Annotated in this window: 12 protein-coding genes; 8 read left to right on the top strand and 4 right to left on the bottom strand. The window is 69.8% G+C overall.

The genetic code is table 11. From position 1 onward, the window contains the following. Positions 1-104 precede the first annotated feature (104 nt). Both BLV57_RS24805 and BLV57_RS24800 read right to left on the bottom strand, forming a co-directional pair. The gene (locus BLV57_RS24805) at positions 105-686 is read right to left on the bottom strand and encodes an FKBP-type peptidyl-prolyl cis-trans isomerase (protein ID WP_091292566.1); all 582 of its coding nucleotides are present in this window, start codon (positions 684-686) and stop codon (positions 105-107) included. A gap of 10 nt (positions 687-696) precedes the next feature. Next, positions 697-2955, bottom strand: coding sequence for a HelD family protein (locus tag BLV57_RS24800; protein ID WP_091292564.1), 2259 nt, complete (start codon positions 2953-2955; stop codon positions 697-699). Between the two features lie 181 nt (positions 2956-3136). Here BLV57_RS24800 and BLV57_RS24795 point away from each other — a divergent pair, with 181 nt between their 5' ends. Further along, positions 3137-3973, top strand: a complete 837-nt coding sequence (locus tag BLV57_RS24795) for a peptidoglycan-binding domain-containing protein (protein ID WP_091292563.1) — start codon at positions 3137-3139, stop codon at positions 3971-3973. A gap of 59 nt (positions 3974-4032) precedes the next feature. On the opposite strand, the gene BLV57_RS24790 is transcribed toward BLV57_RS24795, so the two are convergent. Together BLV57_RS24790 and BLV57_RS24785 are read right to left on the bottom strand one after the other, a co-directional pair. Continuing rightward, on the bottom strand, positions 4033-4482 hold the full coding sequence (locus BLV57_RS24790; RefSeq protein WP_091292561.1) for a hypothetical protein: 450 nt from the start codon (positions 4480-4482) through the stop codon (positions 4033-4035). Positions 4483-4568: 86 nt separating this feature from the next. Then, positions 4569-5546, bottom strand: a complete 978-nt coding sequence (locus BLV57_RS24785) for a heme o synthase (RefSeq protein ID WP_091292559.1) — start codon at positions 5544-5546, stop codon at positions 4569-4571. A gap of 273 nt (positions 5547-5819) precedes the next feature. Between BLV57_RS24785 and tkt the strand changes: the two genes are divergently transcribed. From tkt to BLV57_RS24750, 7 genes are all read left to right on the top strand, one after another. After that, positions 5820-7922 carry a transketolase gene (tkt, locus tag BLV57_RS24780; RefSeq protein WP_091292558.1) on the top strand — a complete coding sequence of 701 codons (2103 nt, stop codon included), beginning with the start codon at positions 5820-5822 and terminating at the stop codon, positions 7920-7922. A gap of 27 nt (positions 7923-7949) precedes the next feature. After that, positions 7950-9065, top strand: a complete 1116-nt coding sequence (gene tal / locus BLV57_RS24775; RefSeq protein ID WP_091292556.1) for a transaldolase — start codon at positions 7950-7952, stop codon at positions 9063-9065. Between the two features lie 6 nt (positions 9066-9071). Then, on the top strand, positions 9072-10691 hold the full coding sequence (locus tag BLV57_RS24770) for a glucose-6-phosphate isomerase (RefSeq protein WP_091292554.1): 1620 nt from the start codon (positions 9072-9074) through the stop codon (positions 10689-10691). Then, entirely contained in the window at positions 10688-12214 is a 1527-nt protein-coding gene (gene zwf, locus BLV57_RS24765) for a glucose-6-phosphate dehydrogenase (protein WP_091292552.1), read from the top strand. Before BLV57_RS24770 ends, zwf begins: the two co-directional genes overlap by 4 nt. Beyond that, entirely contained in the window at positions 12211-13179 is a 969-nt protein-coding gene (gene opcA / locus BLV57_RS24760) for a glucose-6-phosphate dehydrogenase assembly protein OpcA (protein ID WP_091292551.1), read from the top strand. The genes zwf and opcA overlap by 4 nt, the downstream gene beginning before the upstream one ends. Then, positions 13176-13955 carry a 6-phosphogluconolactonase gene (gene pgl / locus BLV57_RS24755; RefSeq protein ID WP_091292549.1) on the top strand — a complete coding sequence of 260 codons (780 nt, stop codon included), beginning with the start codon at positions 13176-13178 and terminating at the stop codon, positions 13953-13955. Before opcA ends, pgl begins: the two co-directional genes overlap by 4 nt. A gap of 565 nt (positions 13956-14520) precedes the next feature. Further along, complete coding sequence (locus BLV57_RS24750) at positions 14521-15723, top strand: sensor histidine kinase (protein WP_091292547.1); 1203 nt, start codon at positions 14521-14523, stop codon at positions 15721-15723. Positions 15724-15740: the final 17 nt, after the last annotated feature.

Here is a 15740-nt window from a genome sequence, read left to right as displayed (position 1 = left end):
TACACCAGGTGTGTACACCCCGTGCATAGCGCGGCCTGCTCGTGGGTCGTGAGTGTTTAGACCGGTTCTAACCGGCCGGAACACTCACGACCCCAGACGAGGGTTTACGGGGCGGTGGGGTCGCCGACCTTGACCGCGTCGACGACGAAGACCAGCGTCTCGTTCGGCTGGATGCCCTGGCCGCCCTGGCCGTAGCCGAGGTCGGGCGGGATCACCAGCAGCTGGCGGGTGCCCTGCTTGATGCCGACCAGGCCCTGGTCCCAGCCCTTGATGACCCGGCCCTGGCCGAGCACCAGCTTGAACGTCTCGCCGCGGTCGAAGGAGCTGTCCAGCTTCTTCTTGTCCGACCAGGTGACGAGCGAGTAGTTCATCTCCAGCTGGCTGCCCGCCTTGGCGGCGGGGCCGTCACCCTTGGTCAGGTCGACCGCGAGCAGCTTCTTCGGCGGGTCGCAGCTGTCGGGGATGGTGATCGTCGGCACCTCGCCGAACTTCCCGGTCGTCTTGATGTCCTCGGCCGTGCACTCCTTGCCCTTGCTCGGGGCCTGACCGGCGGGCACGCCGACGCTCGGCGGCGCGGGGGTCTTGGTCGGAGTGGGCTGGGCGGCCACGTCCTGGCCCTTGTCACCGCAGGCGGCGAGGGCCAGGACGCCCGCGACGGCGACCGTGATCTTGGCGAATGTGCGCATGCCGCGCAGATTATCCGAGCGGTTGTAATGCCGGTACAAGATCACCTGTCTGTACCACGCCGAGGCGCTGGGTCGCCCTGGTCAGGGCCACGTAGAGGTCGTTCAGGCCCCTCGGCGACTCCGCGACGACCTCGTCCGGCGACAGCACCACGACCGAGTCGAACTCGAGCCCCTTGGCCGTCTCGACGGTCAGCACCGACACCCGCTCGTCGACGTCCGCCAGCGCCGCGCGCACGTCCGCGATCCGCTCGGCCGGGCTGAGCACGGCGACCGTTCCACCGTCCACAGCGGACAACTCCTTGTCCACAAGCGACGGCAGCTCGGCGAGCATCTCGTTGGGCGACAAGCGCTTCAGCCATGGCGCGACACCGGTCTCTCGCACCGAGACCGGCGCTTCGAGCTCCGGGTTGACCTCGGCGAGCACGCGAGCGGCGACCGCCATGATCTCGGCGGGCGTGCGGTAGTTGACGGTCAGCTCCTCCAGCCGCCAGCGGTCCTCGACGTACGGCGAGAGCACCTCGCCCCAGGACCGCGCGCCGCCGGGCGCCCCGGTCTGCGCGACGTCGCCGACCAGCGTCATCGACCGGTTCGGGGTGCGGCGCATCAGCAGCCGCCAGTCCATCGCGGACAGTTCCTGCGCCTCGTCGATGATCACGTGCCCGAAAGTCCACGTCCGGTCGAGCGCCGCGCGCTGCGCCGCGGTCAGCTGGCTGCGGCGCTCCTGGCGCTCGGCGAACAGCTCGGCGTCGAGGACGTCGCTGACCCGCAGCAGTTCCTCGTCGATGATCTCCTCGTCCTGCTCCAGGATGTCGAGCACACCCTCCGCGTACGCGCGGTCCTCGCGCTCGCGGCGGGCTTCCTCGGCGCGCGCCTCGGTGTCGTCCTCGCCGATCAGCTCGGCGAGCTCGTCCAGCAACGGGACGTCCGCTGGCGTCCACTTCGCGTCGCGACCGCTTTCCAGGTGCGCGCGATCGGCTTCGCTGAGCAGTTTCCCGGCCGCGCTGCGCAACCGTTCGCGGTCGGCGAACAGGTCGTCGAGCAGGCCTTCCGGGGTCAGCTCCGGCCACAGTGAGTCCAGCGCGGCCGCGACACCGCGGTCGGCGGACAGCTCCTCGCGCATGTCCTCGATGTCACGCGGGTCGAGCAGTTCGGCGCCGAGCTTGCGCGCGGCCTGCCGGGTGAGCGCGTCGAGCAGCTCCGACCGGAAGACGCGCCGCGCCTGGTTGTGCGGGCGCCGCGAACGGCGGGCCCTGGCACGCGCGTCGGACGCGGTCTTGCGGTCGAGGCGCAGGATGTCGCGCTCGTATTCGATCTCCAGCACCGGCTCGGGCACCCGCTGGCGGTCCTTGACCGCGTTGGCCAGCACCTCGGCCATCACGAGCCGCCCCTTGACCTCGGCGGCCTCCCGGGTGTCGACGCCCGTGGCCTCGACACCCGGGTACAGCTGGCCGACGGTGGACAGCAGCACGCCCGTCTCACCCAGCGACGGCAGTACCTGGCCGATGTAGCGCAGGAACGTGCTGTTCGGCCCGACCACCAGCACGCCACGCGTGGTGAGCTGCTGGCGGAAGGTGTACAGCAGGTATGCCGCGCGATGCAGCGCGACCGCGGTCTTGCCGGTGCCGGGACCGCCCTGGACGACCATGACGCCGTTGAGCCCCGAGCGGATGATGCGGTCCTGCTCGGCCTGGATGGTCGCGACGATGTCGCTCATCTCACCGGTGCGCTTGCGCTCGAGCGCGGCGAGCAGCGCCGCCTCCCCCGCCAGCCCGAGGTCCTGCCCTTGGTCTGCGGCGTGCAGATCGAGGATCTCGTCGTCGAACCCGGTGACCTTGCGGCTCAGCGAGCGGATGTGACGGCGCCGCCGCACGCCTTCCGGCGAGGCGGCGGTCGCCAGGTAGAACGGCCGCGCGACCGGCGCGCGCCAGTCGATCAGCAGCGGCCGGTAGTCGTCGTCCTCGTCGAACAGCCCGAGCCGCCCGATATAGGCGGTCTCCTCCTCGCTGTCCGGCGTGAAGTCCAGCCTGCCGAAGACCAGCCCCTGCTCGACGGAGCCGAGCTGGGCCAGCCTGTCGCTGTACAAGGTCGTCGCGACGTCGCGCTCCGTGCGGGCCTGCGGCGTGCCGCCGGTCAGCCGGAGCGTTTCGGTCAACCTGCGCTGCGCGGTCTTCCGCTCGGCGTCGAGCTTGTCGTACACCGTGGAGACGTAAGCCTGTTCGCGGGCGATTTCTTCGGTTCTGTCTAGTTCCCGTTCCGGGGACACGGACAACTGCAGCCCACTTTCAAGGTCGGGGGACAAGGCACCGGGAAGGGTCAACGACTCGGGCCGCCGCGGAATTCCCCGGCGGCGGCAGGTCCCATGATCCCATGACGGCCGTTTGTACGTCGCTTGTATCGCCCGTGGCCACGCTGAGCCGAACGTACCAACGCCGAGCAAGGAGAAACCGAACATGAAGGTGTGGCCGAAACTACTGGTGAAGGTCGGCCTGCTGACCGCGACCGCGGCGACGTCGTTCGCGGTGGCGGCCCCGCTGCAGGCCGTGGCGCTGCCCGCGGTCAACATGGAGGCGGTGCTGAAGGCCGCCCAGATCGACCCCCGCCGCGCTGACAGCGCGATCACGCCGGGCGCCAAGGACAGCGTCCTCGCGGTCGAGCAGGCGCTGAACGCGAAGGGCCTGCTGGACTCGCAGTACGTCGACGGTCACTTCGGCACGACGACCATCACGGCCTACTCGCAGTACCAGAAGTCCTTGGGCTACACCGGAATCGACGCCTCCGGCTTCCCTGGCAAGACCTCGCTGGAGAAGCTCGGCGCCTCGCGCTACACGGTGACCAACCCGGTCAGCGCGGGCGCGCGCCTGACCTACCACGGCCAGACGCTGAACACCCGCACCAAGGCGATGCTCGTCGAGGCGGAGCGCCTGCTCGGCTTCCAGGTCACCCTCTCGCAGGGCTCGTACAACCCGGGCGGCGTCGGCGCTTCGGCGGGCACGCACGACGGCGGCGGCGCGATGGACATCGCCGCGGCCAACCTGAGCGGCACGACCAGGACGAACATCGTCCGCACACTGCGCAACGTGGGCTTCGCGGCCTGGCTGCGCACGCCGGACCAGGCGGACTGGGGCTACCACATCCACGCGATCGCGCTGGCCGACCCGGACCAGTCCTCGGGCGCCCAGCACCAGTCCGGTGACTACTACCTGGGCATGAACGGCCTCGCGCACCGCGACCCCGACGACGGCCCCGCCGTCCCCAAGGTCACCTGGGAGGAATACCAGCGCGCCTGATCACCCAGGGGTCGTGAGTGTTCCGGCCGGTTCTAACCAGTCAAAACACTCACGACCCCTTAGGCGTCGGAGCGGTGGCGATAGGCGGCGCTCTGCTTGGACTCGGGCGACGCGAAGTACGGGCTCGAGACCCGGTAGACGTCGCCGACCTTGAGCTTCCCCGCGCAGTAGTACTCGCCGGACGTGACGTACACGACGGTGTACGAATCGGGCTGCCAGAACTCGCGCATGTCGGAGTCGGAGCTGGGCAGCTCCTCCATCACCACACCGCGCTTGTCCAACTCGGCCGCCAGTTCCACATAGGACATAGGCGCGCCCAAGCGCCCATAGCGCTCTTGGATCACAGGGTTCACGTAGTCGTCGTCCAAGCTCAGCCGATGCGCCTGCACCGAGAAATGCGCGCCCGACCACGGCCGATCCGAAGCCGAGCGATCCCAGTGGAACTCGACCAGGCCATGGTCGACAAAGCACGTTTTCCGCCACTCGTTGACGCAGCCTTCGCCGAACAACGCGGCGACGTCCTCGCGGCTCCAGAACAGATCGGCCCCGAGGACCGTGCCCGACTCGACGACGTCGGCGTAGAACGCGACCCGACTCAGAACGGCAGGCCCAGCACCGGCAGCCCGATCGCCGAGTCCACGGCCAGCGCCACGAACACGATCATCAGGTACGTGTTGGACCGGTGGAACAACGACATCGGCTTGTAGGTCTCGCCACGCTTCACCGAGGCGTAGAGCGAGTGCGCGTAGAAGAGGAACCAGCCGCCGGCCACGAGCGCGAACGACGTGTACAGCCACGAAGTCGCCGGGGCCAGCAGGAGCGTCCAGGCGACCATCACCCACGAGTAGATGACGATCTGCTTGGCCACGTGCTCGGCGGTCGCGACCACCGGGAGCATCGGGACGCCGGCGCGCTCGTAGTCCTCGCGGTACTTCATGGCCAGCGCCCAGGTGTGCGGCGGGGTCCAGAAGAAGATCACGCCGAACATGACGAAGGCGGGCCACTGCACCGTCTCGGTCACCGCGGCCCAGCCGATCACGACCGGCATGCAGCCCGCGGCGCCGCCCCAGACCACGTTCTGCGAGGTGCGGCGCTTCAAGACCAGCGTGTACACGAAGATGTAGAACAGGATCGTCGCGATCGCGAGGATCGCCGAGAGCAGGTTCACCGTGAAATAGAGCACGGCGAACGAGGCGACGCCGAGCGTCAAGCCGAAGATCAGCGCGCCGCGGCGGGGCACCGAGTCGCGGACCAGCGGCCGCCGCTTGGTGCGGTTCATCACCTTGTCGATGTCGGCGTCGATGACGCAGTTCAGCGCGTTGGCGCTGCCCGCGGCCATCGTGCCGCCGACCAGCGTCGCCAGCACCAGCCACGGCGACGGGATACCGCGCCCGGCCAGGAACATCGCCGGGATGGTCGTGACGAGCAGCAGCTCGATGACGCGGGGCTTCGCAAGGGCGGCGTACGCGCCGGCCACCTGGCGGATGGTTCGCCGGCCAGCGTGCGGTCGTTCGCCCGTTGGATGCACGGCGCTGGTTTCACCGCGTCCGTGCGCGGCGTTCACCAACGACATTTCACTCCCTGCGTCAGATGACGGGCCGTTGCCTCGTGGTGGATCCGCAAGGCCCGAACCGATGTTAGACGTGGTGATCGCACGGCGTTGCTTGGGGTACTGCGTCATCCCGGGTCCGCGCGTGTCGGCGGCGGGTCCACCGGGTAGCCCAACCACTAGGCTGACCGTGAACGGTGCGCGCAGATCATGCGTACTACCCACAGCAGGAATATCGTCCCATCGGGATCGATTGAGAACAGTAGTACCGACCAGATGACGGGGAGTTCGAGTTCAGTGTCCGAAACCGCCTCTACCAGCGAGAACAACCCACTCCTGCGGCGCGTCACGCCCGATGACTGGACCGCGACGGACACCAGGGCCGTCGACACGGCCCGTGTTCTCGCCGCGGACGCCGTCGAGAACTGCGGTAGCGGGCACCCCGGCACGGCGATGAGCCTCGCGCCGCTGGCCTACACCCTCTTCCAGCGCACGATGCGCCACGACCCGGCCGACCCGGAGTGGAGCGGCCGCGACCGCTTCGTCCTGTCCGCGGGGCACAGCAGCCTGACCCTCTACATCGAGCTGTACCTGGCCGGGTTCGGCCTGGAGCTCGACGACCTGAAGTCGCTGCGCAAGTGGGGTTCGCTGACCCCCGGCCACCCCGAGTACCACCACACCAAGGGTGTCGAGACCACCACCGGCCCGCTCGGCCAGGGCCTGGCCAACGCGGTCGGCATGGCGATGGCCGCCCGGCGTGAGCGCGGCCTGTTCGACCCGGACGCCGCCGCCGGCGAGAGTGTTTTCGACCACCATGTCTACGTCATCGCCTCCGACGGCGACATCGAAGAGGGCGTCACCGCCGAGGCCTCCTCGATCGCGGGCCGCCAGGAGCTCGGGAACCTGATCGTCTTCTGGGACGACAACAAGATCTCGATCGAGGACGACACGAACATCGCGTTGTCCGAGGACGTCGTCAAGCGCTACGAGGCGTACGGCTGGCACACCCAGATCGTCGAAGGCGGCGAGGACGTCGTCGCGATCGAGGCCGCCATCGCCGCAGCGAAGGCCGAGACGACCCGCCCGTCGTTCATCGCGCTGAAGACCGTCATCGGTTACCCGGCGCCGACGAAGATGAACACCGGCAAGGCGCACGGCGCCGCGCTGGGCGCCGAAGAGGTCGCCGGGGTCAAGAAGATCCTGGGCTTCGACCCGGAGCGGGACTTCCAGGTCGACGACGAGGTCATCGCGCACACCCGCCAGGCGCTCGACCGCGGCAAGGTCGCGCACGCGCAGTGGCAGGAGCGCTTCGACGCCTGGGCCGCCGCCAACCCCGAGCGCAAGGCGCTGTTCGACCGCCTGTCCACCCGCTCGCTGCCCGAGGGCTGGGCCGCGAACCTGCCGAGCTGGGACGTCGACCCCAAGGGCGTCGCCACCCGCAAGGCGTCCGGTGAGGTGCTGAACTCGCTCGCCGACGTGCTGCCCGAGCTGTGGGGCGGCTCCGCGGACCTCGCGGAGAGCAACAACACCACCATGAAGGGCGCCGACTCGTTCGGCCCGCCGTCGGCCGCGACCGACATGTGGAAGACCAGCCCGTACGGCCGGACGCTGCACTTCGGCATCCGCGAGCACGCGATGGGCTCGATCCTCAACGGCATCGCGCTGCACGGCGGCACCCGTCCCTACGGCGCGACGTTCCTCATCTTCTCCGACTACATGCGCCCGCCGGTCCGGCTCGCCGCGCTGATGGGCCTGCCCACGATCTACGTGTGGACGCACGACTCGATCGGGCTCGGCGAGGACGGCCCGACGCACCAGCCGGTCGAGCAGCTCTCCGCGCTGCGCGCGATCCCGGGTCTCAACGTCGTCCGCCCGGCGGACGCCAACGAGACCGCGTACGCGTGGAAGGCGGTCATCGAGGACGTCAAGCACCCGTCCGGCATCGCGCTGACCCGCCAGAACGTGCCGGTGCTCGAGGGCACCAGCGCGGAAGGCGTCGCCAAGGGTGGCTACATCCTGGCCGACTCGGACGGCACGCCGGACGTCATCTTCATCGCGACCGGCTCCGAGGTCCAGCTGGCCGTCGCGGCGAAGAAGGCGCTCGCCGAGGAAGGCGTCCAGGCCCGCGTCGTCTCCATGCCCTGCCAGGAATGGTTCGACGCGCAGGACGCCGAGTACCGCGAGTCGGTGCTCCCGGCCGCGGTGAAGGCCCGTGTGTCCGTCGAGGCCGGTGTCGCCCAGTCGTGGCACCGCTTCACGGGTGACGCAGGTGCCAATGTTTCGCTGGAGCACTTTGGCGCGTCAGCCGACGCTGGCACGCTGTTCCGTGAGTTCGGTTTCACTCCGGAGAACGTCGCCGACGCCGCGCGCCGCTCCATCGCCCAAGCCAAGAACGCCTGACGACCATCCGAAGGGGATGACACAGTCATGAGCACCACCAATCGGCTCGCCCAGCTGTCCGACGCCGGTGTCTCGATCTGGCTCGACGACCTGTCGCGCGAGCGGCTCGACTCCGGCAACCTCGCCGCGCTCGTGCGCGACAAGCACGTCGTCGGCGTCACCACGAACCCGACGATCTTCGCGAACGCGCTGGCCAAGGGCGACGCCTACGACGCGCAGGTCCGCGAGCTCGCCGCCCGCGGCGCGAGCCTCGACGCGGCGGTCCGCGAGCTGACCACCACCGACGTGCGCAACGCCGCGGACCTGTTCCGCGACGTCTACACCGCCACGAACGGCGTCGACGGCCGCGTGTCCATCGAGGTGGACCCGCGCCTGGCCAAGGACACCGACAAGACGGTGGCCGAGGCGCAGGACCTGTGGAAGACCGTCGACCGGCCGAACGTGCTGATCAAGATCCCGGCCACCGAAGAGGGCCTGCCCGCGATCACCCGCACCCTCGCCGAGGGCATCAGCGTCAACGTCACGCTGATCTTCTCGGTCGAGCGCTACAAGGCGGTCATCGAGGCGTTCTTCGCCGGTCTGGAGCAGGCGAAGGCCAACGGCCACGACCTGCGCGGCATCCACTCGGTCGCCTCGTTCTTCGTGTCCCGTGTGGACACCGAGATCGACAAGCGGCTCGACGCGATCGGCACCGAGGCCGCGACCGCGCTGCGCGGCGAGGCCGCCATCGCCAACGCGCGGCTCGCCTACGCGGCGTTCGAGGAGCTCACGGCCACCGACCGCTGGAAGGCGCTCGCGGCCGAAGGCGCCAACGCGCAGCGTCCGCTGTGGGCCTCGACCGGCGTGAAGGACCCGAACTACTCCCCCACCCGGTACGTCGACCAGCTCGTGGTCGCCGGCACGGTCAACACCATGCCGGAGAAGACCCTCGACGCCACCGCCGAGCAGGCCGAGATCACCGGCGACACGGTGACCGGCAAGGGCCCGGACGCGCAGATCGTCTTTGACAAGCTGCGAGTGGTCGGTATCGACATCGAAGACGTCTTCAAGGTTTTGGAGACCGAGGGTGTCGAGAAGTTCGAGAAGTCTTGGGAAGAGCTTCTGGAATCCGTGACCGGCCAGCTTGAGAAGGCTAAGGGCTGATCGCCGGTGGCAGGGGAATCTCTGGGCGTCGAGATCGTCGATGCCGCATTGGCCGAAAAGGCCGCGCCGCTGGCGGAGAAGCTGGTCGCCGACCAGGTCGCTTCGAAGCTGACGGCGCAGGACCCGACGCTGTGGGGGCCGGACGCCGAGTCCGAGTCGGCGATCAGGCTGTCGTGGACGACGCTGCACAAGTCGTCCCGGCCGCTGATCGGTGAGATCGCGGCGCTGCGGGCGGAACTGCACGCCGAGGGCGTCGACCGGGTGGTGCTCGCGGGCATGGGCGGCTCGTCGCTCGCGCCCGAGGTGATCACCGGGACCGACGACGTCGCGCTCACCGTGCTCGACACCACCGACCCCGGCCAGGTCGCCGACGCGCTCGCCGGCGACCTGTCGCGGACGGTGCTCGTCGTGTCGTCGAAGTCCGGCGGCACGGTCGAGACCGACAGCCACCGCCGGATCTTCGCGAAGGCGTTCGCCGCGTCGGGCATCGACGCGGCGCGGCGGATCGTGGTCGTCACCGACCCGGGCTCGCCGTTCTCGAAGCTCGCCGAGGAAGAGGGCTACCGCAAGACCTTCCTGGCCGACCCGAACGTCGGCGGGCGGTACTCGGCGCTGACCGCTTTCGGCCTGGTGCCTTCGGGTCTGGCCGGTGCGGACATCGCGCGCCTGCTCGACCAGGCGGCCGCCGCGTCGGACGTGCTCAGCGCGGACTCCGCCGACAACCCGGCGATCCAGCTGGCCGCGGCGCTCGGCGCGGCGCACGCGGAAGGCGCCGAGAAGGTCGTCTTCGCCGACACGGGCTCCGGTATCAAGGGTTTCGGTGACTGGGCCGAGCAGCTGATCGCGGAGTCGACCGGCAAGCTCGGCACCGGTCTGCTGCCGGTGGTCGTCGAAGGGCCCGGCGCGCCCGGGTTCGCCGACGCCAAGTCCGACGCCACCGCGGTCGCGATCGGCAGTGCGATCGAACCGGCGAAGATCTCGGTCACCGGTTCGCTCGGCGGGCAGTTCCTGCTGTGGGAGTACGCGACGGCGATCGCCGGGCGCCTGCTCGGGATCAACCCGTTCGACCAGCCGGACGTCGAGGCCGCGAAGAAGGCCGCCCGTGCGCTGCTGGACAACCCGGACGCGCTCAAGGGCGGCGAACAACCGTCCAATGTGGACGGAACCGTGCAGATCTTCGGTTCCGAAGGTGTTGCCACCGAAGGAAAACTCGCCGACGTGCTGCGCGCGTTCCTCGCGTCCGCGCCGGAGAACGGCTACGTCTCGGTGCAGGCGTACCTCGACCGGCTCGACGACGCTTCGGCGGCGCTGCTGCGGCCCGAGGTCGCCAAGCGGTCCGGGCTGCAGACGACGTTCGGCTGGGGACCGCGGTTCCTGCACTCGACCGGGCAGTACCACAAGGGCGGGCACCAGAACGGCGTCTTCCTGCAGCTGACCGGCGCGGTCGAGCACGACCTCGAGGTGCCGGACCGGCCGTACACGCTCGGCGTGCTGCAGCACGCGCAGGCGCTCGGCGACGGGCAGGTGCTCGCCGAGCACGGCCGTCCCGTGCTGCGGCTGCACCTGACCGACCGGGCCGCGGGCCTGGCGGAACTGGTCCGTGCCCTACAGGAGGTGGACGCGTGACCGAGTGGGTCAACCCGCTGCGGGATCCCCGCGACAAGCGGCTGCCGCGTATCGCCGGGCCGTCGAGCCTGGTGATCTTCGGCGTGACGGGCGACCTCGCCCGCAAGAAGCTGATGCCCGCGATCTACGACCTCGCGCACCGCGGGCTGCTGCCCGCCGGCTTCTCGCTGGTCGGTTTCGCGCGCCGGGACTGGGAGCACCAGGACTTCGGCGAACTCGTGCACGACTCGGTGAAGGAGCACGCGCGGACGCCGTTCAAGGAGTCGGTGTGGAACCGGCTCGCCGAGGGCATCCGCTTCGTGCAGGGCACCTTCGACGACGATGACGCCTTCGACCGGCTCGCGCAGACGGTCAAGGACCTCAACACCGAGCGCGGCACCGGCGGCAACACGGCGTTCTACCTGTCGATCCCGCCGGGCGCGTTCCCGGTGGTCGTCAAGCAGCTCGCCCGCTCCGGCCTCGCGCACGCGGACGAAGAGACCTGGCGCCGCGTCGTCATCGAGAAGCCGTTCGGGCACGACCTGGAGAGCGCGAAAGAGCTCAACGCGATCGTCAACGAGGTCTTCCCCGAGGAGTCGGTGTTCCGCATCGACCACTACCTCGGCAAGGAGACCGTCCAGAACATCCTGGCGCTGCGCTTCGCGAACCAGCTGTTCGAGCCGATCTGGAACGCCAACTACGTCGACCACGTGCAGATCACCATGGCCGAGGACATCGGCCTCGGCGGCCGCGCGGGGTACTACGACGGCATCGGCGCGGCGCGCGACGTCATCCAGAACCACCTGCTGCAGCTGCTCGCGTTCACCGCGATGGAGGAGCCGCTTTCGTTCGAGCCCAAGTCTTTGCGCTCGGAGAAGGTCAAGGTCCTCGCGGCGACCAAGCCGATGGAACCGCTCAGCGAGTACACCGCGCGCGGGCAGTACACCGGCGGCTGGCAGGGCGGCAAGAAGGTGCCCGGCCTGCTGCAGGAGGAGGGCTTCGCGAAGGACTCGAAGACCGAGACGTTCGCGGCCGTGGCGCTGGAGGTGCAGAACCGCCGCTGGGCGGGCGTGCCGTTCTACCTGCGCACCGGCAAGCGGCTCGGCCGTCGCGTCACCGAGATCGCGGTCGTGTTCAAGCGCGCGCCGCACCTGCCGTTCGACTCGACGTCGACCGAGGAGCTCGGGCAGAACGCGCTGGTCATCCGCGTGCAGCCGGACGAGGGCATCACGCTGCGGTTCGGCTCGAAGGTGCCGGGCACGACCATGGAGGTCCGCGACGTCACCATGGACTTCGGGTACGGCCACGCGTTCACCGAGTCCTCGCCGGAGGCGTACGAGCGGCTGATCCTGGACGTGCTGCTCGGTGTGCCGTCGCTGTTCCCGGTCAACGAAGAGGTCGAGTTGTCGTGGGAGATCCTCGACCCGATCCTGGAGAACTGGGCGAAAGAAGGCGCACCCGAGCCTTATCCGCCCGGTTCCTGGGGTCCGCCGTCCGCGGACGAGATGCTCGAACGCAACGGCCACACCTGGAGGCGTCCGTGATCATCGACCTGCCATCCACCACGACCTCGCACGTCAACGCCAAGCTCGTCGAGCTGCGTGAGCGTGGTGGCGCCGTCGCGCTCGGCCGGGTGCTGACCCTGGTCATCGCCGCGGACGACGACGACAAGCTCGAAGAGGCGATCGAGGCCGCCAACGAGGCCAGCCGCGAGCACCCGTCGCGGGTGATCGTGGTGGCGAAGGGCTCGAAGACGGCCGCGCCGCGCATCGACGGACAGATCCGCGTCGGCGGCGACGCCGGCGCGAGCGAGGTCATCGTCCTGCGGCTGTACGGGCCGCTGGCGAACCAGGGCCAGAGCGCGGTCGTGCCGCTGCTGCTGCCGGACGCGCCGATCGTCACCTGGTGGCCCGGCGAGGGACCGAAGGCTCCGGCCGACGACCCGCTCGGGCAGCTGGCGCAGCGCCGGATCACCGACTCGGCCGCCGAGAAGAACCCGGTCAAGGCGCTGACCACGCGGGCGAAGTCCTACGTCGAGGGCGACACCGACCTCGCGTGGACCCGGCTCACCAACTGGCGCGCGCAGCTCGTCTCGGCGCTGGACCTGCCGCCGTACGAGAAGGTCGTGGGCGCGACGGTGACCGGCGAGGCCGACTCGCCGTCGACCGAGCTGCTCGCCGGCTGGCTCGCGGAGTACCTGAACGCGCCGGTCAAGCGCGTGAAGAGCTCCAGCGCGCAGGGCATCATCTCGGTGACGCTGGACCGGGAGTCCGGCCCGGTCGAGCTGCACCGCCCCGACGGCCGGGTCGGCACGCTGACCCAGCCGGGCCAGCCGACGCGCCGGATCTCGCTGGCGCGGCGCAACAACCAGGACTGTCTCATCGAGGAGCTGCGGCGGCTCGACCCGGACGAGGTGTACGAGGCGTCGCTGCACGGGCTGGGCAAGATCGGCGGGCCGGTCGCCAAGCCAGCGAAGGCGGCGCCGAAGAAGAAGGCGGCGGCCAAATGAGCAAGACCGAGGTCGTCGTCTACAGCAATGGCGAATTGCTCGCCGCGGCCGTCGCCGCCCGGCTGGTGACCAGGCTCGTCGACGTCCAGGCCGCCAAGGGCTGGGCGTCGCTGGTCCTCACCGGCGGCGGCACCGGCATCGCGGTGCTGCGGGAACTGCGTGACTCGCGCGCCCGCGACGCCGTCGACTGGTCCAAGCTCGACATCTACTGGGGTGACGAGCGTTTCGTCCCGCGCGACAGCGACGAGCGCAACGAGAAGCAGGCCCGCGAGGCACTGCTCGACCACGTCCCGCTCGACCCGGCCAGGGTGCACGCGCTCGAGGCGTCCGACGGCAAGTTCGGCGACGACGTGGACGGCGCCGCCGCGGCCTACGCCGAGGTGCTCGCCCGCAACGCGCGGCCGGAGGACCACTTCGACGTGCCGACGTTCGACATCACCCTGCTCGGCCTCGGCGGCGAGGGCCACACGGCCTCGGTCTTCCCGGAGTCGCCCGCGGTGTACGAGACCGAGCGGACGGTGGTGGCGGTCCGCAACTGCCCCAAGCCGCCGCCCACCCGGATCTCCCTCACCCTGCCCGCGCTCCGCCGCTCCCAGGAGATCTGGCTCATGACCGCCGGCGCCGAAAAGGCCGACGCGGTCGCGCTCGCGCTGGCGGGCGCCGGCGAGATCCAGATCCCGGTCGCGGGAGCCCGTGGCCAGCGCCGCACCCTGTGGCTGCTGGACCGCACGGCCGCCGGAAAGCTCACCAAGGTCTACCGCCCACCCCTGTCCTGACAGGTCCCGGCCACCCAGGGCCGGTACGCGAACCCTCGCGTACCGGCCCTCACCTTTCCCACCCCGCCAGGCATCGCGTGTCGAACGTTCGGGCACCCCTCCAAGCCCGGGGCCTTGGGCGTCGGCGCCGTCCCTGGATGGACGGCACCCGTGCACAGCCGGACGACACGCCGGAGCGGGACGCCGCGGCCGGGCGTGTCGTCCATCCAGGTACGCGTGTCGTCCGGCTGGGGACGCGTGTCGTCTATCGAGGTACGCGTGTCGTCCGCCCAGGGACGCGGGGCGGGTGGGGGTGTGGGGCGGGCGGGGGCCGTTATGACGCGTGGGTAGGGTATGACGTGTGTCACCTTTAGTGACCGGACGGTCGGTCTTTTGGAGGCAAACGTCCTTCACCCACATGGGCTAGCAGGTGCAGGTCAGGCCTCGATTTGCCAACTCTGGGTGAAACTAACCGCCCCCTCACACTTTCTCGTTAGCATCCGCACATTTGTTCGTGGATGCGCGTCCCGAACGGGCTCCAAGCACCTCTCATCACCAAGTCCACAAGACGAGTGAGGTCCAAGCGATGAGCACTGAGGGACTCTCCATCCCCGGCATCTCGGTCGGTGGCCCCGGCGCGGGGGTCACCGACCGAGTGAAGAGCAAGCTCGCGACCGACAGGCCGGCGCTGCTGCGCAGGCCCGCCGTGCTCGCGCTGACCGTCGACGTCGTTTCGATCATGTTCGCCGTGCTCGATGTGTGGCTCGTCATCCCCGTCAAGGCGCAGCCGTACTCGATCTACCTGTCCGGCGCCGCCTGCCTGGCGCTGGCACTGCGGCGCTGGTTCCCGTTCGTCACGCTGCTGCTGACCGTCCCCGGCTTCCTGGCGGGCTGGTCACAGCTCGCCGCGATGATCGCGCTGGGCATGCTGGCCACGCGCAAGCAGACACACTGGCAGACCTGGGTCGGCGCGGGCCTGGTGTGGATGTGCCGGTTCGTCCAGTGGCCGCTCGAGGACTTCGCCAAGCTGAGCTGGCGTGAACACGTGCTCGACGGCATCTACGGCGTGCTGGTCGCGGGCATGCCGGTCGCGATCGGCCTCCTCATCGGCGCGCGGACCGAGCTGTCGAAGAAGCTCGCCGAACTCGCCGCCAGCCGCGACCGTGAACACCGGCTCCACGCCGACGCCGTCCGTGCCGAGGAACGGGCACGCCTCGCCCGCGAGATGCACGACGTCGTGTCCCACCAGATCACCCTCATCGCGATGCAGGCTGGCGCGCTGCAGTCCCAGTCCAGCGAGCCGGGCTCGCTGGCGACAGCGCAAGTCATCCGGGACCTGAGCAAGAGCACACTTGAGGAGCTCCGCTCGCTCGTCGGCGTGCTGCGCTCGGGCTCGGACGACGACGGTCCCCGCTACGGCATCGAGGAGCTCGACCGCCTGATCCGCGCCTCGGACGTGTCCGTGCACCTCACGGTCGAGCAGGTCCCGGAGACCCTGCCGAGGCAGATCTCCGCGGCCGCCTACCGGACCGTGCAGGAATGCCTCACCAACGTCCACAAGCACGCACCCGGCGCGACCGCCACCATCCGCATCCAAGGCGGCCACGACGCACTCAAAGTAGAGGTCCGCAACGCCCGGCCGGCCGGGAGCGGCGGCGATCTCCCATCCGGCGGCCACGGCCTGACCGGCCTGGCCGAGCGCGCCCGCTTGCTCGGGGGCAGCTTCGAAACCTGCGACACCGAGGACGGCGGCTTCCGAGTCAGGGCCCGATACCCGCTCGCCCGCTGATCCTGAAAACCAGTGAA

This window comes from Amycolatopsis xylanica (genome assembly GCF_900107045.1).
Classification (GTDB): domain Bacteria; phylum Actinomycetota; class Actinomycetes; order Mycobacteriales; family Pseudonocardiaceae; genus Amycolatopsis; species Amycolatopsis xylanica.
This window is presented reverse-complemented; position numbering and strand designations above follow the sequence as displayed.